Source organism: Sinomonas atrocyanea, from assembly GCF_030811715.1.
In the GTDB taxonomy this organism is placed as follows: domain Bacteria; phylum Actinomycetota; class Actinomycetes; order Actinomycetales; family Micrococcaceae; genus Sinomonas; species Sinomonas atrocyanea_A.
In genome coordinates this window covers 49,522-71,553 of the sequence record NZ_JAUSRH010000016.1, presented here as the reverse complement: position 1 = coordinate 71,553, position 22,032 = coordinate 49,522, and the positions used below count along the sequence as shown (strand labels likewise).

The following is a 22,032-nucleotide window of genomic DNA, read 5'->3' as shown; positions in this document are numbered from 1 at the left end:
CATCCTGCCACCCTGCGGCGCCCCGCCGGGCAGGGGGATCAGTGGCCGATGTCGGCGCTGTCCAGGAGCGCGATCGCGTCCGGCTGGCCCTCGAAGGTGACGAGGGCCTGGGCGCGGCGCCCGAAGGCATGCAGCAGCAGCTCGCCCGGGTCTCCGACGATCGCGACGGAGACCGGCGCGCGCTTGGCCACGTGCCGCGGCCCGAGGGTGCTCACGAGCACGACCCCGAGGTCGACGCCGCGGTAGAGGAAGGCGGCCCGCCGGACCACCTCGTCCCAGAGGGCATCGGCGTACGCTCCGTCGAGCGCCCGCGGCGCCCAGCGGTCCGTCGCGCGGCGCACGTCCTCGGTGTGCACGAAGAACTCGGCCAGGTTGGCCGCCTCGTCGAGCGGCGCGAGGCGCAGCGGCGAGAGGGCCGGGGGGCCGGCCCGGAAGTCCTCGACGAGCCGCGAGTAGCTGTCCTCGGAGGAGAGGGTGGCCGCGAGCCTGTCCGTGACCTGGTCCGAGGTCTTGGCCCGGGAGGTCATGAGCAGCCCCAGGGCCACGCGGGGGCTGTGCTCCCGCAGGTACAGGTGGGCCGCCAGGTGGCGCGTCCGCCAGCCCTCGCAGAGCGTGGGCGCGTCGGGGCCGGCCGCGAGCAGTGTCTCGGCCAGGACTTCACGCGACGGGTCTACGAAGTGCATCACTGGCGAAACTAGCATGCGCGGGCGCGATGCGCCCGGCCGCCCGCGGGAGCGCGCCGTCCCGGCTGCCGGCCCCTGCGGGGCCGACTAGACTTGAGAGGATGTCTGAAGAGAAGCTCCGCCCCGCCGACGCCCCCGCCAGCGCCCTTCCCGCGGCCGTCGCCGCCCGCCTGAAGAGGGACGACGCCGGCCTGGTCGCCGCCGTCATCCAGCAGCACGACACGCACGAGGTGCTCATGGTGGGGTGGATGGACGACGAGGCCCTCCACCGCACCCTCACGTCCGGCCGCGTGACGTTCTGGTCCCGGTCGCGGCAGGAGTACTGGCGCAAGGGTGACACGTCCGGGCACGTCCAGTGGGTCAAGTCGGTCGACCTCGACTGCGACGGCGACGCGCTCCTCGTCCGCGTCGACCAGGTCGGGGCGGCCTGCCACACCGGCACCCGGACCTGCTTCGACGGGCGGCGGCTCGACGCCGTCGTCGGCCCCGCAGCCTGACCGGCCCCGTCCCTCCCGAGCCGGCCGCGCCGGATCCACCCGCCCCCACGTCCCGAAAGCGAAGCCCGCACCCCATGAACGACCTCGGAGTGATCAGCCCCACGCTCGAAGAGTTCCGCGCCGTGGCGGCCCACCGCAGGGTGGTCCCCGTCCACATGCGCGTCCTCGCGGACGCCGAGACCCCGATCAGCCTCTACCGCAAGCTCGCGGCCGGCCGCCCCGGGACGTTCCTGCTCGAGTCGGCCTCGGTGGGCGGCTCGTGGTCGCGCTACTCCTTCATCGGGGCGGCGTCCCGGGCCACCCTGACGAGCCGGGGCGGCCAGGCGCACTGGATCGGTGAGCCCCCGGTCGGAGTCCCCACCACGGGGAACCCGCTCGAGGCCCTGCGCGACACCGTCGCCGCGCTGCAGACCGAGCGCTTCGAGGGCCTGCCGCCGCTGACGTCCGGCATGGTCGGATTCGTCGGCTGGGAGGCCGTGCGCCGCTGGGAGCGGCTCGTCTCCCCGCCCGAGGACGACCTCGACCTGCCCGAGCTCGCCATGAACCTCGTCACCGACCTCGTGGCGCACGACAACGTCGACGGGACCCTGACGATCGTGGCCAACGCGATCAACTTCGACAACAGCGACGAGCGCGTGGACGAGGCATGGCACGATGCCACCGCGAGGCTGCGGCGGATGCTCGCAGCCCTCGCCGAGCCGGCCGCTCCAGCCCTGAGTATCCTCGGCCCGAACGGCGACTACCGGGACAAGGTCGTCCACCAGTGGGCCGAGCAGGGCTATCTGGACGCCATCGGGCGGGGCAAGCAGGCCATCTACGACGGCGAGGTGTTCCAGGTCGTCATCTCGCGCCGCTTCGAGCTCGAGTGCGACGCGGATCCGCTCGACGTGTACCGGGTGCTGCGCGCCACGAACCCGAGCCCGTACATGTACCTGCTCAGCCTCGAGGACGCGGAGGGCCGGGAGTACTCGATCGTCGGCTCGTCGCCCGAGGCGCTCGTGACGGTCACGGGGGAGCAGGTCGTGACGCACCCGATCGCCGGCTCCCGTCCCCGCGGCGCCACCGTGGAGGCGGACAAGGCGCTCGCCGAGGAGCTCCTCGCGGACGAGAAGGAGCGGGCCGAGCACCTCATGCTCGTGGACCTCGCGCGCAACGACCTCTCGAAGGTGTGCCGTCCGGGGACGGTCGAGGTGAGCGAGTTCATGGAGGTCGAGCGGTTCAGCCACATCATGCACCTCGTCTCGACCGTCGACGGCAAGCTCCGGCCCGATGCCAGCGCCTACGACGTGCTGGCCGCGACCTTCCCCGCCGGGACGCTCTCCGGGGCGCCCAAGCCGCGCGCCCTGCGGCTCCTCGACGAGGTCGAACCGGTGCGGCGCGGCGTGTACGGAGGGGTCGTGGGCTACTTCGACTTCGCGGGCGATTTGGACATGGCCATCGCAATCAGGACCGCGCTCCTGCGCGGTGGCCGGGCCTACGTGCAGTCCGGCGGAGGGATCGTGGCCGACTCCGACCCCGCCGCCGAGGCCCAGGAGTCCGTGAACAAGGCAGCCGCCCCGCTGCGGGCCGTCCACACCGCCTCCGCGCTGCGCCCCGCGCAGACGGCGGCCGGCGTCCAGGACCCCCAGCCGGCCGCGCAGTCCGCCGAGGCGGGTGCCGTCCGTGGCTGAGGTGCCCGCGGGATCGCCCAAGCCCGTGCCGCGGTGGTCGAGGAAGCCGATCGTGGTCGTCGTGGCGCTCGCCTTCGCGCTGCTCGCCTTCGGCGCCACCACCCAGACCTGGGTCGACGCCGAGGTGCAGGGCTCGGCCGTGCGCACGGCGCACCTGAGCGTGCAGGGCAGCAAGGCGGCGACGTCGGTGTCGGCCCTCGCCCTCGTGGGCCTCGCCGGCACGCTGGCGGCGGCCGTCGCGGGGCGGGTCGGCCGCGCGGTGGCGAGCGTCGTCGTCGTGCTGGCCGGGGCCGGCGTCGCCGCCGCCTGCGTGGCGGTCCTCGCCGACCCCCGGGGTGCCGCCGAGGGCTCGATCGCCCAGGCCACGGGCCTCGCCGGGACCCAGGCCACCGTGGCGCTCACCCCGTACCCGGCCCTCGCCGCCGCTGCCGGCGGGCTCCTGGCCCTTTCCGGGGTGCTGCTCATCGTCGCCTCCCGCCACTGGCCGCTGCGCACGCGGTACGACGCCGGCCGTGCCGCCGTCGGGGCGTCCGGGGGCGCCGCCGGCACGGGCACGGACGGGGCCGGCTCCGCCGGTGAGGACCGGGCCGGGGCCGTCGACGGGCTCGACGGTTGGGACAGCCTCTCCCGCGGCGAGGACCCGACCGACTGAGCCGCCATGTGGCGTCTGCACGACGCCGAAGATGGCAGAATGGCCGTAGTACCGCAATGGAGGAGAAGAGATGAGCAACACGCACAGTTCGCAGGCCGGCGCCAACGAGGTCACGTCGAGCGAGGACCTCGGGCACGGCAACAGCCCGGCGGCCTGGACGTGTGTCTTCGTCATGATGATCGGCGCGATCGTGTCGTGCATCGGCTTCGTCATCGCGAGCAACCCGGTGTTCTGGGGCGGCGTCGTGGTCATCGCGATCGGCCTCATCGTCGGCTGGGCCATGCGCAAGGCGGGCTACGGGGTCGGCGGCAGCAAGCTCAAGAACCAGCACTGATGCCCACGGTCCTCGACGACATCATCGACGGCGTCCGCGAGGACCTCGCCGAGCGGGTCCGGCAGGTCCCGGGCGCGGAGGTCGAGGCGGCCGCCGCCGCGCGCCCGCCGGCGGTGGACGCATGGGCCGCGCTCGGCGGCGGGGCGCCCGCGGGGGAGCTGCGCGTCATCGCAGAGGTCAAGCGCAAGAGCCCGTCCAAGGGCGCCCTCGCGGAGATCACCGACCCCGCGGCCCTCGCCGCGCAGTACGAGCAGGGCGGCGCCTCGGTGATCAGCGTCCTGACGGAGCAGCGCCGGTTCAACGGCAGCCTCGCCGATCTGGACGCGGTCCGCGCCGCGGTCAGCATTCCTGTGCTCCGCAAGGACTTCACCGTCGACGAGTACCAGATCCACGAGGCCCGGGCCCACGGCGCCGACCTCGTGCTCCTCATCGTCGCGGCGCTCGACGACGCGCGGCTGCGCGGCCTGCTCGACCTCACCCACGCCCTCGGCATGAACGCCCTCGTGGAGACGCACACCGAAGAGGAGATCGACCGTGCAGCCGCCGTGGGCGCCCGCATCGTCGGGGTGAACGTCCGCAACCTCAAGACGCTGGACGTCGACCGGGCCGTCTTCGGGCGCCTCGCGGGCAGGCTCCCGGAGGGTGCGATCGCGGTCGCCGAGTCGGGGGTGCAGGGCCCCGAGGACATCGCCTACTACGCCGGCCTCGGCGCGGGGGCCGTGCTCGTGGGCGAAGCGCTCGTGACCCATGGGGACCCCCTGACGCGGATCCGGGATTTCAAGCGCGCGGGGGCGGCGGCCATCGCCGGTCGCCTCGCGGCGCAGCAGGAGACAGCGCACTAGGAGACACGGCGCAGCCACAGCGGGCGCCGGAAGGAAGGTAGGACTGGTGGGCGAGACCATGCCAGCAGGCAGCCCCGGCAGCGGGGACGACACGACGACGACCGGGGCCGAGGCCACCGTGGCGGAGGAATTCCTCTCCGGCAGCCTGCGCCACGCCCCGGGGCCGTACTTCGGATCCTACGGCGGCCGATGGATGCCCGAATCGCTCATCGCCGCCCTCGACGAGCTGGACGACACGTTCGAGAAGGCGAAGGCCGACCCCGAGTTCCTGGCCCAGATCGCCGACCTGAACCGCAACTACTCGGGGCGGCCCTCGCTCCTGACGGAGGCCAAGCGGTTCTCCGAGCACGCCGGGGGCGTCCGGATCTTCCTCAAGCGCGAGGACCTGAACCACACCGGCTCGCACAAGATCAACAACGTCCTCGGGCAGGCCCTCCTGGCCAAGCGCATGGGCAAGACGCGCCTCATCGCCGAGACGGGCGCCGGCCAGCACGGCGTCGCGAGCGCCACCGCGGCGGCGCTCATGGGCATGGAGTGCGTCGTGTACATGGGCGCCGAGGACTGCCGGCGCCAGGCCCTCAATGTGGCGAGGATGCAGCTGCTGGGCGCGGAGGTCGTGCCGGTCACGAACGGCTCCCAGACGCTCAAGGACGCGATCAACGACGCCCTGCGCGACTGGGTGGCGAACGTCCAGACCACGCACTACCTCCTCGGCACCGCCGCCGGCGCGCACCCGTTCCCGGCGATGGTCCGCTTCTTCCACGAGGTCATCGGCGAGGAGGCCCGCGAGCAGATCCTCGCGCAGACCGGACGGCTCCCGGACGCCGTGTGCGCCTGCGTGGGCGGAGGGTCGAACGCGATCGGGATCTTCCACGGGTTCCTCGATGACCCCTCCGTCAGGCTCTACGGCCTCGAGGCCGGCGGCCGGGGCGTCCAGACCGGGCACCACGCGGCGACCATCACGCTCGGCCGCCCGGGTGTGCTCCACGGCGCCCGCACCTACCTCATGCAGGACGAGGACGGCCAGACGGTGGAGTCCGAGTCGATCTCGGCGGGCCTGGACTACCCGGGCGTCGGTCCCGAGCACTCCTACCTGCACGACATCGGCCGGGTCACCTACGAGCCGATCACCGACGCCGAGGCCATGGACGCCTTCAGGCTCCTGTGCCGGACGGAGGGCATCATCCCCGCCATCGAGTCCTCGCACGCACTGGCCGGGGCCATCAAGGTCGGCCAGCGCCTCGCCCAGGAGGGCGGCGATCCGCACGAGAAGATCGTGATCGTGAACCTCTCGGGCCGCGGCGACAAGGACGTGCAGACCGCCGCCGAATGGTTCGGCATGCTCGACGAGAATGGGCAGGTCAAGGGCACCACGCTCTCGACCCGCCGCCCCAAGGGGACCGTCGCACATGTAGGAGAGGACGCTGTCGGCGAGACCGACGAGCAGGACGACACCGAGGAAGGCATCGCGTGAGCAAGGTCGCGGACGTCATCGACAAGGCCAAGGCGGAGGGCCGTGCCGCCCTCGTCGGGTATCTCCCCGCGGGCTACCCGACCGTGCAGGAGAGCATCGACGCCGCGATCGCCCTCGCCCGCAACGGCGCGGACGTCATCGAGATCGGCATCCCCTACTCGGATCCGGTCATGGACGGCAGCGTCATCCAGGCGGCCACGACCGAGGCGCTGGCGAACGGCTTCCATGTCGCCAGCGTCTTCGACGTCGTCAAGGCCGTCACGGACGCCACGGCGGACCTGGGGACGGCGGTGCTCGTCATGACCTACTGGAACCCGGTCATGCGCATGGGCGTCGCCGAGTTCGCCCGGCGGCTGGCCGAAGCCGGGGGATCGGGCCTCATCACGCCGGACCTCGTGCCCGATGAGGCCGCCGACTGGTTCGAGGCCTCCGACGAGTACGGCCTCGACAGGGTCTTCCTCGTGGCGCCGTCCACGAGCCCCGAGCGCATGGCCAAGACCGTGGCCGCGACCCGCGGGTTCACCTACGCCGTCTCCCTCATGGGGGTCACGGGCGCCCGCTCCGCCGTCGACTCGGCCGCACGGGCGGTCGTCGACGCGGCCCGGGCCGCCGGGGCGCCCCGGGTGTGCGTCGGCCTCGGGGTCTCCACCGCGGACCACGTGCGCGAGATCGGCGCCTACGCCGACGGCGTCATCGTCGGCACCGCCATTGTGAGCGCCCTGCGCGACGGCGGCCCCGACGCCGTCGGCCGCCTCGCCGCCGAGCTGAGCGCCGGCCTGGCCCGCACGGCAGCGGACGCCTGAGGGGGCACGCGCGGTCGGCCTCTGGGCGAGGGCGACCGCGCGTGCCCCCTGGTTGGCGGCCGAGGCCGGCTCCCGTCATCTTCCGTCCGGCATCCGGACGCATCCGTCTCGGCATATGGCTCCGTGGTAGTCTTGCGGCTAGTCGAGACGGCTCCAACGCTCGGCGGCCCGCACCTGAGGCCGCCCGCGAGTCCTGCGGCAGCCGACCGGCCGACTGGCAGGGGGTGCCGCGGCCGCTCCAGACCGGGCCACCGCCCGGGCGGCTCGTCCCCCCACAATGACGTGGGCCACCCGGTCCTCCCGCACAGCGCAGGGCGGACCCCAGCGTATAGCCGTGCGACCGGCGGGCCGTTTCGCCCCGTACGGGCCGGCCATACAATTCCAGTAATCAGCGCCTTGCTGTGCCCTCACCGCGGCCAGCATTGCGGGGCCAACGTTGTCCCCTGTCGCGAATCGACCAGGAGGAAGGACGTTACGTCATGACTCACCCGACCCACGGCGCCGCAGCGCAGGAGTCCGAGAGTGTGCTCTCGCCCTTCGAACGCTTCGCCTCGATGCCGCCCTCCGCGGGCCTCTACAGCGCCGATGCCGAGAAGGACGCCTGCGGCCTCGCGATCGTCGCGACGCTGCGCGGCGAGGCCGGCCATGACATTGTCGACGCCGCCCTCCACGCCCTGCGCGCGCTCGAGCACCGCGGCGCCGTCGGAGCCGACGAGGGCACCGGCGACGGCGCAGGCCTCCTGAGCCAGATCCCCGACGAGTTCTTCCGCGCCGTCGTCGACTTCGAGCTTCCGGCCCCGGGCCAGTACGCCGTCGGCATCGCCTTCCTCCCCACCGAGGACCGCGAGGCGGGCACTGCCCGCGCGGGCATCGAGTCGCTCGCGGAGGCGGAGGGCCTCACCGTCCTCGGCTGGCGCAGCGTCCCGGTGGTCGGCGAGCTGGTCGGCGCGATGGCGCGTGCGTGCATGCCGCGCTTCGAGCAGCCGTTCCTCGCCTCCGCCTCGGGCGAAGAGCTCGCCCGCAACGACCTCGACGCCCGGGCCTGGCGCATCCGCAAGCGGGCCCAGAACAAGTACGGCGTGTACTTCCCCTCGCTGTCCTCGCGCACCATCGTGTACAAGGGCATGCTCACCACGGCCCAGCTCGAGCCGTTCTACCCGGATCTGTCCGACCAGCGCTTCACGACCAAGCTCGCGATCGTGCACTCGCGGTTCTCCACGAACACCTTCCCGTCCTGGCCGCTCGCCCAGCCCTTCCGCACGATCGCGCACAACGGCGAGATCAACACCGTCAAGGGCAACCGGAACTGGATGCGCGCGCGCCAGTCCCAGCTGAGCAGCCCGCTGCTCGGCGACGTGCCCGAGGAACTGTTCCCGATCTGCACGCCGGGCGCCTCCGACTCGGCCTCGTTCGACGAGGTGGCGGAGCTCCTGTGGCTCTCCGGCCGGCCGATCACCCACTCGATCATGATGATGATCCCCGAGGCGTGGGAGAACCACGTCTCGATGGATCCCGCCCGCCGCGCCTTCTACGAGTACCACTCGCTCCTCATGGAGCCGTGGGACGGCCCCGCCGCGGTGTCCTTCACCGACGGCACCCTGGTAGGCGCCACCCTCGACCGCAACGGCCTGCGCCCGTGCCGCTACTGGGTCACCGAGGACGGCCTCGTGGTCTTCGCCTCGGAAGTCGGCGTGGTCGACGTCGAGCCCGCCAACGTGGTCAAGAAGGGCCGCGTCTCGCCGGGCAAGATGTTCGTGGTCGACACGGAGGCCGGCCGCATCATCGACGACGAAGAGGTCAAGGCCGAGATCGCGGGCACCAACCCGTGGGCCGAGTGGCTCAAGGGCAACGTCATCCGCCTCGACGAGCTCCCCGAGCGCGAGCACGTGGTCCACACTCCGCAGTCGGTCAACGTGCGGCAGCGCACCTTCGGCTACACGCAGGAGGAGCTGCGCATCCTCGTCGGGCCGATGGCCCGCACCGGCGCCGAGCCGATCGGCGCGATGGGCACCGACACCCCCGTCGCCGTCCTGTCCAAGCGCCCCCGCCTCCTCTTCGACTACTTCGTGCAGTCGTTCGCCCAGGTGACGAACCCGCCGCTGGACGCGATCCGCGAGGAACTCGTGACGAGCCTCAACGGGGCCATCGGACCCAACGGCAACCTCTTGGGCACCGGCCGCGTCAAGGAGCGGCAGGTCGTCCTGCCCTTCCCCGTGATCAACAACGACCAGCTCGCGAAGATCGCGAACATGGTCTCCGAGACCGGAGAGAACGCGGGCGACCGCATCGCGATCAAGATCCGCGGGCTGTACCGGCCCGACGGCGGCGAGGCCGCGCTGCGCGCCCGCCTCACCGAGATCTGCGAGCAGGTCTCCGGCGCGATCAACCGCGGCGTGCAGTACGTGGTCCTCTCCGACCGCGACTCCAACGCGCAGTGGGCCCCGATCCCGTCGCTCCTGCTCCTCTCCGCGGTCCACCACCACCTGCTCCGCAGCGCCAACCGCACCAAGACGGCCCTCGTGGTCGAGGCCGGCGACGTCCGCGAGGTCCACCACGTCGCGGTCCTCCTCGGCTACGGCGCCTCGGCGGTCAACCCCTACCTCGCGATGGAGAGCGTCGAAGAGCTCATCCGCTGCGGCGAGCTCCCGGGCGTGAGCGCCGAGGACGGCGTCTACAACCTCATCAAGGGCCTCGGCAAGGGCGTCCTGAAGATCATGTCCAAGATGGGCATCTCGACGGTCGCCTCCTACTGCGGCGCCCAGACGTTCGAGGCGCTCGGCCTGTCGCAGGACCTCGTCGACGAGTTCTTCGCGGGCACCCACAGCCAGCTGGGCGGCGTCGGCCTCGACGTGATCGCGGCAGAGGTCGCGGCGCGCCACGAGATGGCCTACCCGCCCTCCGGCATCGAGCAGCCGCACCGGCCTCTCCTGGGCGGCGGCGAGTACCAGTGGCGCCGCGACGGCGAGCCGCACCTGTTCAACCCCGAGACCGTGTTCCGGCTCCAGCACTCCACCCGTGAGCGCCGCTACGACGTGTTCAAGGCGTACACCGAGGGGATCGACGACCAGTCGCGCAACCTCATGACCCTCCGCGGCCTCATGCGGTTCAAGGAGGGCCTGCGCCCGGCGGTGCCGATCGAGGAGGTCGAGCCGGTCTCCTCGATCGTCAAGCGCTTCTCCACCGGGGCGATGAGCTACGGCTCGATCTCCAAGGAGGCCCACGAGACGCTGGCGATCGCGATGAACCGCCTCGGCGGCAAGTCCAACACCGGCGAGGGCGGCGAGGACGTCGACCGGCTGCTCGACCCCGAGCGCCGCTCGGCCATCAAGCAGGTCGCGTCGGGCCGGTTCGGCGTGACGAGCCTCTACCTGACCAACGCCGACGACATCCAGATCAAGATGGCCCAGGGAGCCAAGCCCGGCGAGGGCGGCCAGCTCATGGCCCAGAAGGTCTACCCGTGGGTGGCTCGCACGCGCCACTCGACCCCGGGCGTGGCCCTCATCTCGCCGCCCCCGCACCACGACATCTACTCGATCGAGGACCTTGCCCAGCTCATCTACGACTGCAAGCGTGCCAACCCGAGCGCCCGCGTCCACGTCAAGCTCGTCTCCGAGGTGGGCATCGGCACGGTGGCCGCGGGTGTGACGAAGGCGAAGGCCGACGTCGTGCTCGTCTCCGGGCACGACGGCGGGACCGGCGCCTCGCCGCTGAACTCGCTCAAGCACGCGGGCGTCCCGTGGGAGCTCGGCCTCGCCGAGACCCAGCAGACGCTCATGCTCAACGGGCTGCGGGACCGGGTCGTCGTCCAGGTCGACGGGCAGCTCAAGACCGGCCGCGACGTCGTCATCGCCGCCCTCCTGGGCGCCGAGGAGTTCGGCTTCGCGACCACCGCGCTGGTCGTCTCCGGCTGCATCATGATGCGCGTCTGCCACCTCGACACCTGCCCGGTGGGCGTGGCAACCCAGAACCCAGAGCTCCGCGCCCGCTTCACCGGCAAGCCGGAGTTCGTGGTCAACTTCTTCGAGTTCATCGCCGAGGAGATCCGCGAGATCCTCGCCCGCCTGGGCTTCCGCTCCATCGAGGAGGCCATCGGCCACTCCGAGTTCCTCGAGGCGAAGGACGCGATCGACCACTGGAAGGCCGAGGGCCTCGACCTGACGCCGATCCTCGCCGGGCTCGACTTCGACGAGGACGCGCCGCTGCGGAACATGACCGGCCAGAACCACGAGCTTGAGAAGCACTTCGACGTGAGGCTCATCGAGCTCGCAGCCGAGGCGCTCTCGGACCGGACTCCGGTGAAGATCAGCCTGCCCGTGGTGAACACCGACCGGTCGGTCGGCACCATGCTCGGCCACCGCGTGACGAAGACGTTCGGCATCGAGACGCTCGGCACGGACACGATCGACATCACGCTCACCGGCACGGCGGGCCAGTCGCTCGGCGCGTTCCTGCCGGCCGGGATCACGCTGCGCCTGTTCGGCGACTCGAACGACTACGTCGGCAAGGGCCTCTCGGGCGGCCGGATCATCGTCCGCCCCGACCGGACCAACGTGTTCCCCGCGGAGCACAACGTGATCGCGGGCAACGTGATCGGCTACGGCGCCACGGGCGGCGAGCTGTTCCTGCGCGGACAGGTCGGCGAGCGGTTCCTCGTGCGCAACTCCGGCGCGACGGCCGTCGTCGAGGGCATCGGCGACCATGGCTGCGAGTACATGACCGGAGGCCAGGCACTCATCCTCGGACGCACCGGGCGGAACTTCGGCGCCGGCATGTCCGGCGGCACCGCCTTCGTGCTCGACCTCAAGCCGAGCCGGGTGAACAAGCAGGCCCTGGATTCCGGGGACCTGCAGCTGATCGAGCTCGACGACGAGGACCGCGACATCGTGCGCAACCTGCTCGTCAAGCACATCGAGGAGACCGACTCCGCCCTTGCCCAGCGGCTCCTCGACAATTTCGACGACACTGCGGCCAGGATCACCAAGGTCCTCCCGCGCGACTATGCAGCGGTGCTGCAGACCCGTCTGTCCGCCCTCGAGGAGGGCCTGGACCCGGACGGCGAAGAAGTTTGGTCTCGCATCCTGGAGGTGACCGGTGGCTGACCCACGCGGATTCATGAAAGTGCGCCAGCGTGAAACGCAGCAGCGGCGCCCAGTGCCGGTCCGCATCATGGACTGGAAGGAAGTGTACGAGGCGCGCCAGGAGGGCACCGTCCTCCGCCGCCAGGCGGCGCGCTGCATGGACTGCGGCGTGCCGTTCTGCCACCACGGGTGCCCCCTCGGGAACCTCATCCCCGAATGGAACGACCTCACCCGCCGCGGCGAGGGCCAGGACGCCTCGGAGCGGCTGCACGCGACGAACAACTTCCCCGAGTTCACGGGGCGGCTGTGCCCCGCGCCCTGCGAGAGCGCCTGCGTCCTCGGCATCAACCAGCCCGCGGTGACGATCAAGCAGATCGAGGTCTCGATCGCCGAGGAGGCCTTCGACGCCGGCTGGGTCGAGCCCCTTCCGCCGGCACGCCTCACGGGCAAGACCGTCGCGGTCGTCGGGTCCGGGCCGGCGGGCCTCGCCGCCGCGCAGCAGCTCACCCGCATCGGCCACACGGTCGCGGTCTACGAGCGGGACGACCGCATCGGCGGCCTCCTGCGGTACGGCATCCCGGACTTCAAGATGGAGAAGGACGTCATCGACCGCCGCCTCGCCCAGATGCAGGCGGAAGGCACCCGCTTCCGGACGGGCGTCGAGGTGGGCAAGGACGTCAGCTGGGACCAGCTGCGCAGGCGGTACGACGCCGTCGTCATCGCGACCGGCGCGACCGTCCCGCGCGACCTGCCGATCCCCGGCCGTCACCTCGACGGGGTCCACTACGCGATGGACTACCTCGTGCAGTCCAACCGGGTGGTCGCGGGCGACACCGTCCCCGCCCAGATCGACGCACGCGGCAAGCACGTGGTCATCCTCGGCGGCGGCGACACCGGCGCCGACTGCATCGGCACGGCCCACCGCCAGCAGGCCGCCTCGGTGACCACGCTCGCCATCGGCAAGCAGCCCCCGGCCGAACGCCCCGCGCACCAGCCCTGGCCGATGTACCCGACTCTCTTCGAGGTCGCCACCGCCCACGAGGAAGGCGGCGAGCGGACCTACCTCGCCTCGACTGTCGAGTTCGTGGGGGAGAACGGCCGGCTCGCCGGCATCAAGGTCGCCGAGACCGAGTACGTCGACGGGCGCCGCCTGCCCAAGGCCGGCACCGAGCGGATCATTCCCGCGGACCTCGTCTTCCTCGCGCTCGGCTTCACCGGCGCGGAGCCGGCCGGCATCGCCGAGCAGGTCCAGGCCGGCTTCGACGACCGCGGGAACGTCTCCCGCGACGCCGACTACATGACGGAGGTGCCCGGCATCTTCGTCGCGGGCGACGCCGGCCGCGGCCAGTCGCTCATCGTCTGGGCGATCGCGGAGGGCCGCGCCGCGGCGGCCGCCGTGGACCGCCACCTCATGGGCTCGACCATCCTGCCGGCGCCCGTCGCGCCGACCGACCGGGCCATCACGGTCCTGTGAGGCGCGGGCTCCCGGCCCCGCGCCGGGAGCCCGCGTCGCCCCAGCTGTTCACATCCCCAGCAACCGCTGTCCACCGGACAAGACCTAGGGTAGGTATATGAGACGCGCGAAGATCGTGGCCACGTTCGGACCGGCCATCTCCAGCTACGAGAACACCGTCGCCGTGATCAGGGCAGGCGTGGACGTGGCCCGCATGAACATGAGCCACGGTGACCACTCGGTGCACGACAAGACCTACGAGACGGTGCGCAAGGCCGCGGCGGACCTCGGCAAGGCCGTGGGCATCATGGCCGACCTCCAGGGCCCCAAGATCCGCCTGGGCCGCTTCGTCGACGGGCCGCACGAACTGGCCGTCGGCGACGTCTTCACGATCACCACCGAGGACGTGCCGGGCACCAAGGACATCTGCTCGACGACCCTGAAGAGCCTGACCGAGGATGTGAAGGTCGGCGACGCCCTCCTGATCGACGACGGCAAGGTCGCCCTGCGCGCCACGGCGGTCGACGACGTCAAGGTCGTCACGGAGGTGACGGTCGGGGGGACGGTGTCCAACAACAAGGGCATCAACCTCCCCGGCGTGGCCGTGAACGTGCCGGCGCTGAGCGAGAAGGACGAGACCGACCTGCGCTGGGCGCTCAAGCGGGGCGTCGACTTCGTGGCGCTCTCGTTCGTGCGGGACGCCCGCGACGTCGAGCGCGTGCACGCGATCATGGACGAGGAGGGCCGAAGGGTCCCGGTCATCGCCAAGATCGAGAAGCCCCAGGCCGTCGAGCAGCTGCACGAGATCATCGACGCGTTCGATGCGATCATGGTGGCCCGCGGTGACCTGGGCGTCGAGCTGCCGCTCGAGCAGGTCCCGCTCGTGCAGAAGCGCGCGATCGAACTGGCGCGTCGCTGGGCCAAGCCCGTCATCGTCGCGACCCAGGTCCTCGAGTCCATGATCGAGAACCCGCGCCCGACCCGGGCCGAGGCCTCGGACTGCGCCAACGCCGTCCTCGACGGTGCCGACGCGGTCATGCTCTCGGGCGAGACGAGCGTGGGCGCCTACCCGGTCGAGACCGTCCAGACGATGGCGAAGATCATCGAGTCGACCGAGGAGCACGGCCTTGAGCGGGTTCCCCCGCTGGGCTCGCAGCCCAAGACGCGCGGCGGTGCGATCACGCGCGCCGCGGTGGCGATCGCGGACCAGCTGGACGCAAAGTACATCTGCACGTTCACGCAGACCGGCGACTCCGCCCGACGCCTCAGCCGCCTGCGCCCGCAGAAGCCGGTCTTCGCGTTCACGCCGCTGACCTCGACGCTGAACACCCTCAGCCTGTGCTGGGGCATCCAGCCCCGCATGGTCGACTTCGCCGCGCACACGGACCAGATGATCGCCCAGGTGGACGAGTACCTTCTCCGGGCGGACCTCGCCGAGCTCAACGACATCGTGGTGGTCGCGGCCGGCTCCCCGCCCGGAGTCGCCGGCTCGACCAACATGCTCCGGGTGCACAAGGTCGGAGACGTCGCCGACGCCGGCCAGGCCTTCGACGGAGCGCCGGCGCCGGTGCGCGAGCAGGTCGGCCCGTGGCCGCTGCCCACCGAGCCCCGCCGCGAGAAGCTCTAGGCCTTACGCCCCAGACGCCACGAGGGCGGCACCCGAAACGGGTGCCGCCCTCGTGCTGTTCCAGCCGCCAGTCAGCTGACCTGGTTGATGATGGTCTCCGAGACCTCGCGCATGCTCAGCCGGCGGTCCATCGAGGTCTTCTGGATCCACCGGAAGGCCTCGGGCTCGGTCAGGCCCATCTTGGTGATGAGCAGGCTCTTGGCCCGCTCCACGAGCTTGCGGGTGGCGAACTGCTCCTTGAGGTCGGTGACCTCGGACTCGAGCGCCTTGATCTCCTCGTGGCGCGAGAGCGCGATCTCGAGGGCCGGGACGAGGTCGGCGGGCGTGAACGGCTTGACGACGTACGCCATGGCGCCCGCGTCCCTGGCGCGCTCGACGAGCTCCTTCTGGCTGAATGCCGTGAGGAGCACCACCGGGGCGATGCGGGCCTTCACGATCTTCTCGGCCGCCGTGATCCCGTCCATGACGGGCATCTTCACGTCCATGAGGACGAGATCCGGCTTGAGCTCCTCAGCAAGCTCCACGGCCCGCTCCCCGTTGTCGGCCTCGGCGACCACGTCGTAGCCCTCCCCGCGGAGGATCTCGATGATGTCGAGGCGGATGAGTGTCTCATCCTCGGCCACGACGACACGGCGGGCAGGGGCTGCGGCGGTCGCCTTCTCGGCGGCCGGTGCCGTCTGGGGGGTCTTGTCTGACACGCTGGCTCCTTGGGGGCAGACGGATGTTCCTGCCTCCGATCCTACCGGGTACAGTGGACGGGCAGGCCATGGGGAGGCCCTGGGCCCGAGTGGCGGAATTGGCAGACGCGCCGCCCTCAAAATGCGGTATCGGAAGGTGTGTGGGTTCGAGTCCCACCTCGGGCACCCGGGCGCCGGGCGCCCCGGCACAGTCGGGGCGCCCGGCGCTGTATAGGATGGTCCGGAGCGATTCCCGCCGCCCGTCAACAGATCTGTGCCGAACTTCGGATGAACAGCTGGTGGCCGGGGAATCGCACATCAGCCTCACCACAACCTGAGGGGACGACGGGTGGACATCACCACCATGATCGTGCTGGTCATCGTACTGGCGCTCTTCTTCGACTTCACGAACGGCTTCCACGACACCGCCAATGCGATGGCGACGCCCATTGCCACCGGGGCGATCACCCCGCGCAAGGCGGTGGCGCTCGCGGCGGTCCTGAACCTCGTGGGGGCCTTCCTGTCCACCGAGGTGGCCAAGACCATCTCGGGCGGCCTCATCCGCGAGGGCGCCGACGGCGTGCACATCACGCCGGAGATCATCTTCGCCGGCCTCATCGGCGCGGTGCTGTGGAACATGTTCACCTGGCTGCGCGGCCTGCCCTCGAGCTCGTCGCACGCACTCTTCGGCGGCCTCATCGGCGCCGCGGTCGTCGGCATCGGGCTCTACTCCGTGAACTTCGGCACCGTTTTCTCCAAGGTGATCCTCCCGGCCGTCGCCGCGCCGCTGATCGCGGGCGCCTCGGCGTGGCTGTGCACCCGCATCGCCTACGCTGTGACGGCCCGGCGGGACAGCGAGACCGGCGAGAAGCTCAAGCAGGGCCGGGGCGGCTTCCGCATCGGACAGGTCTTCACCTCGAGCCTGGTCGCCCTCTCGCACGGGACCAACGACGCCCAGAAGACCATGGGTATCCTCACGCTCGTCCTCGTCGCCGGCGGCCTCCAGAAGCCGGGGACCGGACCGCAGGCGTGGGTCATCGTGGCCTGCGCCGCGGCCATTGCGATCGGGACCTACGCGGGCGGGTGGCGCATCATCAGGACGGTCGGGACCGGCCTGACAGAGGTGCGCCCGGCCCAGGGGTTCTCGTCCGAGTCCAGCACGGCCGCCGCCATCATGGCCTCCTCGCACCTCGGCTTCGCGCTGTCCACGACGCAGGTGACGAGCGGCGCGGTCATCGGCTCCGGGTTGGGGCGCAGGGGGACCTCGGTGAAGTGGGGCACCGCCGGCCGGATCGCCCTCGGCTGGGTCCTGACGCTCCCCGCCGCGGCCGTGGTCGGAGCCGCTGCCGCGCTGCTCATGGGGCTGGGCGCGCCCGGCGTGATCCTGGTCGTCGTGGTCGGCATCGCCGCGATCGCCTGGATGTTCTACCTCAACAACCGCCAGCGCGTGGGCCACCACAACGTCGTCGAGGTCGAGGAGGCGGGCGACGCCGTGGAGTTCCCGCGCAAGCGCAAGCGCCGTCAGAAGGGGGAAGCCCGGTGATCAATTGGGGATCCTTCATCGTGGTCGCGGTCGCGACCATCCTCGGCGCAGGCAGCATCGTGCTGTTCTTCTCGCTCGCCATCCGGCTTGGGAGTGAGGCGCGGGACCCGGAGCGGCAGCGCGTCCGGGCCCTGCTCCGGACCGGATCGGGCGTGAGCTACGCGCTCGCCGGAGCCGTGGTGCTGTACGGCGTGTACCTCGTCATTCCGTACTTCCACTAGGGCTGTTCCCACTAGGGCTGTTCCGTCCTTCCACGATGGCTCCGGGGCGCGAGGGCCGCCCCGGAGCCGCGGTGTGGGCAGACAGCGCCCAGGCCTCAGGCGGAGTCGCCGCCCTCGGGGAGGCCGGAGGCGTCTGCATCCGACTCCGAGGAGAACGACTCGCGGTTCCCCTGGTCCTCGGTGTTGCCCTCGTCGAGGTCGGCGTCCGTGGAGGGGGCCTCCTCCGGCTCCGCGAGGTCTCCCTGCGGCTGCTCGCGGGACTCGGTGCCGCCCTGCTCCTGGGACTCCCTGCCCGCGGTGCCCTCTTCTTCGACGTTCTGCGCCGCCCCCTGCGCGGCGCCCCCGGTCTGGGCCGCCTGGGGCATCTCCTCCTCCGGGGTGGGGCTGCCGTAGCCGCCCTCCTGCGGGGCGCTGTCGGCGGACGGGCTGCTGGCGTTCGGGTTCTCGGCATCCATGGTCCCGACGCTAGCGCCGCCCGCGGGCCACGTCCACGCGCCGCGTCGGGTTCTGGGAAAGCCGCGGGCCCGTGGCTAGGCTGGGCGGCATGTCTGACTTCGTCTACTTCGTGGGAAGCAGCCTCGACGGCTACATCGCCCAGGACAACGGCGGGCTCGACTGGCTCGAGAGGTTCAATGACGTCGAGGGCTTGGGGGAGTCGTACAGGGCGTTCGAGGCCGGGGTCGGCTGCGTGGCCATGGGCGGCGAGACGTACGAGTGGATCCGGGCGCACCAGCCGGGCGCGTGGCCGTACACGGTGCCCTGCTGGGTGTTCACGCACCACGAGCTCGGCACGGACGACGGCGCCGACGTGGTCCTCGTGCGCGGGGACGTTGGCACCTTCGCGGACGAGCTCCGCCGGGACGCCGGCGAGAAGGACGTCTACATCGTCGGCGGGGGCTCGCTGGCCGGCGAGTTCCTCGCGGCGGAGCTCATCGACCGGATCGTGCTCACGATCGTCCCGGTGGCGCTCGGCGGGGGAGTGCCCCTGTTCGGCGGCGTCCCGCTCGGCGTCCCCGCCGGGTTCACGCTCGAGGGCCTGACCGAACGCGGGGGGACCGTCGAGCTGCGCTACGCGCGGGCCTGAGGCGGCCGCTCTAGGCGTGGTCCCGGGCCGACCCGGCTGGGCCCGTCGGGTCGTCCCGCAGGAGGTTCGTGATGCGCGCGGTGCACAGCCGGCGGCCGTCCTCGTCGGTGATGACGATCTCATGCGTCGCGAGCGTGCGGCCGAGGTGGAGTGCGGTGCAGGTGCCCCGCACCCTGCCGCGCGCGGCAGCGCGGTGATGCGTCGCGTTGAGGTCCACCCCGACGGCATGGCGGCCCTCGCCCGCGTGCAGCGAGGCGGCGAACGAGCCCAGCGTCTCTGCCAGCACCGCGTGGGCGCCCCCGTGCAGGATCCCGGCGATCTGGGTGTTTCCCTCGACCGGCATGGTGGCTACCGCCCGCTCTGCCGTGAGCTCCTCGAAGACGATCCCCATCTTGATGACGAGGGCGCCCACCCCGCGGGTTGCGAGCCAGGGGCGGAGCCGTTCGGGGATGCCGGCGGCCTCGAGCTCGGCAGCGGCGTCGGGCCCGGGATTGCCCTCGGGCTCCGCCTGCGCGCCGTCGTTCCGATCGGTCCCGGGGCGCTCGCCCATCGCGGTGAAATTGTCCTGCATGCCCACTAGGCTGGCACCCGTGACTGAAACCAGCAAAACCCTCGCCCCACCCGCACCCACGGCCGCCCCGACGGCGGCAGCCGGGGCCCCGGCGGGACGGCAGGGGCGGCTGCTGGTCCTGGACGGCCACTCGATGGCTTTCCGCGCCTTCTTCGCGCTGCCGGCGGACAGCTTCGTCAACGCCGCGGGCCAGCACACGAACGCCGTCCACGGCTTCACGTCGATGCTCATCAACCTCGTGCGGGACCAGAAGCCCACGCACGTCGCCGTCGCGTTCGACGTCAGCGACGAGACCACGCAGCGCAAGACGATCTACAGCGAGTACAAGGGCGGCCGCAACGCCACCCCGCCCGAGTTCTCCGGCCAGATCGAGTACATCAAGAAGGTCATGGGCGCCCTCGGGGTGCGCACGATGGAACTGCCCGGCCACGAGGCGGACGACATCCTCGCGACCCTCGCCGCCCAGGGCACGGCAGCGGGCTTCGAGGTCCTCCTCGTCTCCGGCGACCGCGACACGTTCCAGCTCGTCGACGACCACGTGGCCGTGCTCTACCCGCGCAAGGGCGTGAGCGACATCCCGCGGATGGACGCGGCGGCGATCGAGGAGAAGTACTTCGTCCCGCCCGCGCGCTATCCCGACCTCGCAGCCCTCGTGGGCGAGTCGGCGGACAACCTCCCCGGCGTCCCCGGCGTCGGCCCCAAGACCGCCGCGAAGTGGATCACCCAGTACGGCGGCCTCGAGGGCGTGCTCGAGCACGCCGAGGAGATCAAGGGCAAGGCGGGGGAGAGCCTCAGGGCGAACATCGACGCCGTGCGGCGCAACCGGCAGCTCAACCGGCTCCTGACCGACCTCGAGCTGCCGCTCGCCCTCGACGAGCTCGCCGACCCGCGTCCCGAGCGCGCGGCCGTGGAGGCGCTCTTCGACGAGCTCGAGTTCAAGGCGCTGCGGGCACGGGTCTACGACGTCTTCGGCACGGAGGGCCCCGAGGAGACCCCGGACGCCTTCCACGTGCCGGCCCACACCATTCCGGCGGACGACGCCGAGCTGGCCGCCGCGCTCACGGGCCTCACCGAGGGCGCGGGGGGACAGCCCGTCGCGGTCGCGGTCCGGACCGACGGTGCCGGGCCCCGGCCGCGCGCCGAGGCCCTCGCCCTCGCGACGGGGGCGGCCGCCGTCGTGGTCCCGCTCGGGGACGATGTGGCCAGCATCCCGGCGCCCCTTGCCGCGTGGCTCGCGGACGCCTCGGTGCCGAAGGCGACGGCCGAGTTCAAGGAGACGGCGAAGGCGCTGCGCGGGCACGGGTCGGAGCTCGCGGGCGTCGTCGACGATGTGTCGATCTCGGGCTACCTCGCCGAGCCGGACCGCCGCTCCTACGCGCTCGGGGATCTGGCCCAGCACCATCTCGGGATCGAGCTCGCGGCCGGCGCCCCGTCCAGCGGGCAGCTCGCCCTCGACCTCGAGGGAGCGGAAGCCGCCGCGGCGGCGCTCGCCCGGAAGGCCGCCGTCGTGCATGCCCTCCACGAGGCCCTGGCCCCCAAACTCGAGGAGGTGGGGGCGAGCGGGCTGCTGCAGGACATGGAGCTGCCGCTCTCGCGCGTCCTGCTCGACATGGAGTGGGCCGGCATCACCGTGGACCAGCAGCAGATCGATGCCCTCATGGAGGAGCTCGGCACCGCGAGCGAGCAGGCGGCCGCCGCGGCCTACGAGGCGATCGGCCACGAGGTCAACCTCGGCTCGCCCAAGCAGCTGCAGACGGTGCTCTTCGACGAGCTCGGGCTGCCCAAGACGAAGAAGATCAAGACCGGCTACACGACGGATGCCGCGTCCCTCAAGGAGCTCCTCGACAAGACGGGGCACCCGTTCCTCGAGGCGCTCATGGCCCACCGCGAGTCGAGCAAGCTGCGGCAGATGGTCGAGACCCTCAAGAAGGCGGTCACCGCCGACGGCCGCATCCACACAACCTATGCCCAGACCATCGCCGCCACCGGCCGCCTGTCCTCGAACAACCCGAACCTGCAGAACATCCCGATCCGCTCGGAGGAGGGCCGGCGGGTGCGCGACGTCTTCGTCGCGGGCGAGGGCTACGAGTCCCTGCTGTCGGCGGACTACTCGCAGATCGAGATGCGGATCATGGCGCACCTGTCCGGCGACGAGGGCCTCATCGAGGCGTACCGGCAGGGCGAGGACCTGCACCGCTTCGTCGGCTCGCGCATCTTCCACGTCGCCCCTGCCGAGGTGACGAGCGAGATGCGCTCGAAGGTCAAGGCCATGAGCTACGGGCTCGCCTACGGGCTGTCCTCCTTCGGGCTGTCCAAGCAGCTCGAGATCTCCGTGGACGAGGCCCGCACCCTCATGAAGGACTACTTCGACCGCTTCGGGGCCGTGCGCGACTACCTCCGGGGCGTCGTGGAGCAGGCCCGGCAGGACGGGTACACGCAGACGATCTTCGGCCGGCGGCGCTACCTTCCGGACCTCACGAGCACCAACCGGGTGCACCGCGAGCTCGCCGAGCGGATCGCACTCAACTCGCCGATCCAGGGCTCCGCGGCGGACATCATCAAGCGCGCCATGATCGGCGTCGAGGGGCGGCTGCGCTCGCGCGGCCTGGGCTCCCGCCTCCTCCTGCAGATCCACGACGAACTCGTCGTCGAGGTCGCGCCGGGGGAGGAGGAGGCCGTGCGCGGCATCGTCGAGCACGAGATGGGCTCGGCCGCCGAGCTGAGCGTGCCGCTCGACGTCCAGATCGGCGTGGGCCGCACCTGGAACGACGCCGGGCACTGACCTGACGCCGCACTGATACGACGCCGCACACTGCTGCGAGG

Annotated in this window: 18 protein-coding genes and 1 tRNA gene; 15 read left to right on the top strand and 4 right to left on the bottom strand. The window is 71.6% G+C overall.

What is annotated here, in order from left to right:
- Positions 1-38: 38 nt before the first annotated feature.
- A complete protein-coding gene (locus J2W21_RS18370) occupies positions 39-683 on the bottom strand; it encodes a TIGR03085 family metal-binding protein (protein WP_307115963.1) in 645 nt (214 codons plus the stop codon).
- Positions 684-784: 101 nt separating this feature from the next.
- Here J2W21_RS18370 and hisI point away from each other — a divergent pair, with 101 nt between their 5' ends.
- From hisI to pyk, 10 genes are all read left to right on the top strand, one after another.
- Positions 785-1,180 (top strand): phosphoribosyl-AMP cyclohydrolase, encoded by a 396-nt coding sequence (gene hisI / locus J2W21_RS18365; protein WP_307115962.1) that lies wholly within the window; start codon positions 785-787, stop codon positions 1,178-1,180.
- A gap of 74 nt (positions 1,181-1,254) precedes the next feature.
- Positions 1,255-2,850, top strand: coding sequence for an anthranilate synthase component I (locus J2W21_RS18360; protein ID WP_307115961.1), 1,596 nt, complete (start codon positions 1,255-1,257; stop codon positions 2,848-2,850).
- Positions 2,843-3,502 (top strand): Trp biosynthesis-associated membrane protein, encoded by a 660-nt coding sequence (locus J2W21_RS18355; RefSeq protein WP_307115960.1) that lies wholly within the window; start codon positions 2,843-2,845, stop codon positions 3,500-3,502. Before J2W21_RS18360 ends, J2W21_RS18355 begins: the two co-directional genes overlap by 8 nt.
- Positions 3,503-3,572: 70 nt before the next feature.
- On the top strand, positions 3,573-3,836 hold the full coding sequence (locus J2W21_RS18350) for an HGxxPAAW family protein (RefSeq protein WP_307006226.1): 264 nt from the start codon (positions 3,573-3,575) through the stop codon (positions 3,834-3,836).
- The gene (trpC, locus tag J2W21_RS18345) at positions 3,836-4,678 is read left to right on the top strand and encodes an indole-3-glycerol phosphate synthase TrpC (protein WP_307115959.1); all 843 of its coding nucleotides are present in this window, start codon (positions 3,836-3,838) and stop codon (positions 4,676-4,678) included. Before J2W21_RS18350 ends, trpC begins: the two co-directional genes overlap by 1 nt.
- Before the next feature lie 58 nt (positions 4,679-4,736).
- Complete coding sequence (gene trpB / locus J2W21_RS18340; RefSeq protein ID WP_307115981.1) at positions 4,737-6,152, top strand: tryptophan synthase subunit beta; 1,416 nt, start codon at positions 4,737-4,739, stop codon at positions 6,150-6,152.
- Positions 6,149-6,955 carry a tryptophan synthase subunit alpha gene (gene trpA, locus J2W21_RS18335; RefSeq protein ID WP_307115958.1) on the top strand — a complete coding sequence of 269 codons (807 nt, stop codon included), beginning with the start codon at positions 6,149-6,151 and terminating at the stop codon, positions 6,953-6,955. The genes trpB and trpA overlap by 4 nt, the downstream gene beginning before the upstream one ends.
- A 479-nt stretch (positions 6,956-7,434) precedes the next feature.
- Positions 7,435-12,054 carry a glutamate synthase large subunit gene (gene gltB, locus J2W21_RS18330; RefSeq protein WP_307115957.1) on the top strand — a complete coding sequence of 1,540 codons (4,620 nt, stop codon included), beginning with the start codon at positions 7,435-7,437 and terminating at the stop codon, positions 12,052-12,054.
- The gene (locus J2W21_RS18325) at positions 12,047-13,507 is read left to right on the top strand and encodes a glutamate synthase subunit beta (protein ID WP_307115956.1); all 1,461 of its coding nucleotides are present in this window, start codon (positions 12,047-12,049) and stop codon (positions 13,505-13,507) included. The genes gltB and J2W21_RS18325 overlap by 8 nt, the downstream gene beginning before the upstream one ends.
- Before the next feature lie 97 nt (positions 13,508-13,604).
- On the top strand, positions 13,605-15,113 hold the full coding sequence (pyk, locus tag J2W21_RS18320) for a pyruvate kinase (protein WP_307115955.1): 1,509 nt from the start codon (positions 13,605-13,607) through the stop codon (positions 15,111-15,113).
- Positions 15,114-15,184: 71 nt separating this feature from the next.
- Here the strand turns inward: pyk and J2W21_RS18315 are convergent, their stop codons facing one another.
- Complete coding sequence (locus J2W21_RS18315; protein WP_307115954.1) at positions 15,185-15,811, bottom strand: ANTAR domain-containing response regulator; 627 nt, start codon at positions 15,809-15,811, stop codon at positions 15,185-15,187.
- Between the two features lie 83 nt (positions 15,812-15,894).
- Between J2W21_RS18315 and J2W21_RS18310 the strand changes: the two genes are divergently transcribed.
- The 3 genes from J2W21_RS18310 (at position 15,895) to J2W21_RS18300 (ending at position 17,554) form a co-directional block, all read left to right on the top strand.
- Positions 15,895-15,976, top strand: a tRNA-Leu gene (locus tag J2W21_RS18310).
- 163 nt (positions 15,977-16,139) lie between these two features.
- A complete protein-coding gene (locus J2W21_RS18305) occupies positions 16,140-17,333 on the top strand; it encodes an inorganic phosphate transporter (protein WP_307115953.1) in 1,194 nt (397 codons plus the stop codon).
- Positions 17,330-17,554 carry a hypothetical protein gene (locus tag J2W21_RS18300; RefSeq protein WP_307115952.1) on the top strand — a complete coding sequence of 75 codons (225 nt, stop codon included), beginning with the start codon at positions 17,330-17,332 and terminating at the stop codon, positions 17,552-17,554. The genes J2W21_RS18305 and J2W21_RS18300 overlap by 4 nt, the downstream gene beginning before the upstream one ends.
- Positions 17,555-17,649: 95 nt before the next feature.
- Here the strand turns inward: J2W21_RS18300 and J2W21_RS18295 are convergent, their stop codons facing one another.
- Positions 17,650-18,009, bottom strand: coding sequence for a hypothetical protein (locus tag J2W21_RS18295; RefSeq protein ID WP_307115951.1), 360 nt, complete (start codon positions 18,007-18,009; stop codon positions 17,650-17,652).
- 89 nt (positions 18,010-18,098) lie between these two features.
- Here J2W21_RS18295 and J2W21_RS18290 point away from each other — a divergent pair, with 89 nt between their 5' ends.
- Positions 18,099-18,638 carry a dihydrofolate reductase family protein gene (locus J2W21_RS18290; protein WP_307115950.1) on the top strand — a complete coding sequence of 180 codons (540 nt, stop codon included), beginning with the start codon at positions 18,099-18,101 and terminating at the stop codon, positions 18,636-18,638.
- 10 nt (positions 18,639-18,648) lie between these two features.
- Here the strand turns inward: J2W21_RS18290 and J2W21_RS18285 are convergent, their stop codons facing one another.
- Entirely contained in the window at positions 18,649-19,209 is a 561-nt protein-coding gene (locus J2W21_RS18285) for a hotdog fold thioesterase (protein WP_307115949.1), read from the bottom strand.
- Between J2W21_RS18285 and polA the strand changes: the two genes are divergently transcribed.
- On the top strand, positions 19,208-21,991 hold the full coding sequence (gene polA, locus J2W21_RS18280) for a DNA polymerase I (RefSeq protein WP_444965509.1): 2,784 nt from the start codon (positions 19,208-19,210) through the stop codon (positions 21,989-21,991). The two genes, J2W21_RS18285 and polA, sit on opposite strands and share 2 nt — an antisense overlap.
- The last annotated feature ends 41 nt before the right edge of the window (positions 21,992-22,032 follow it).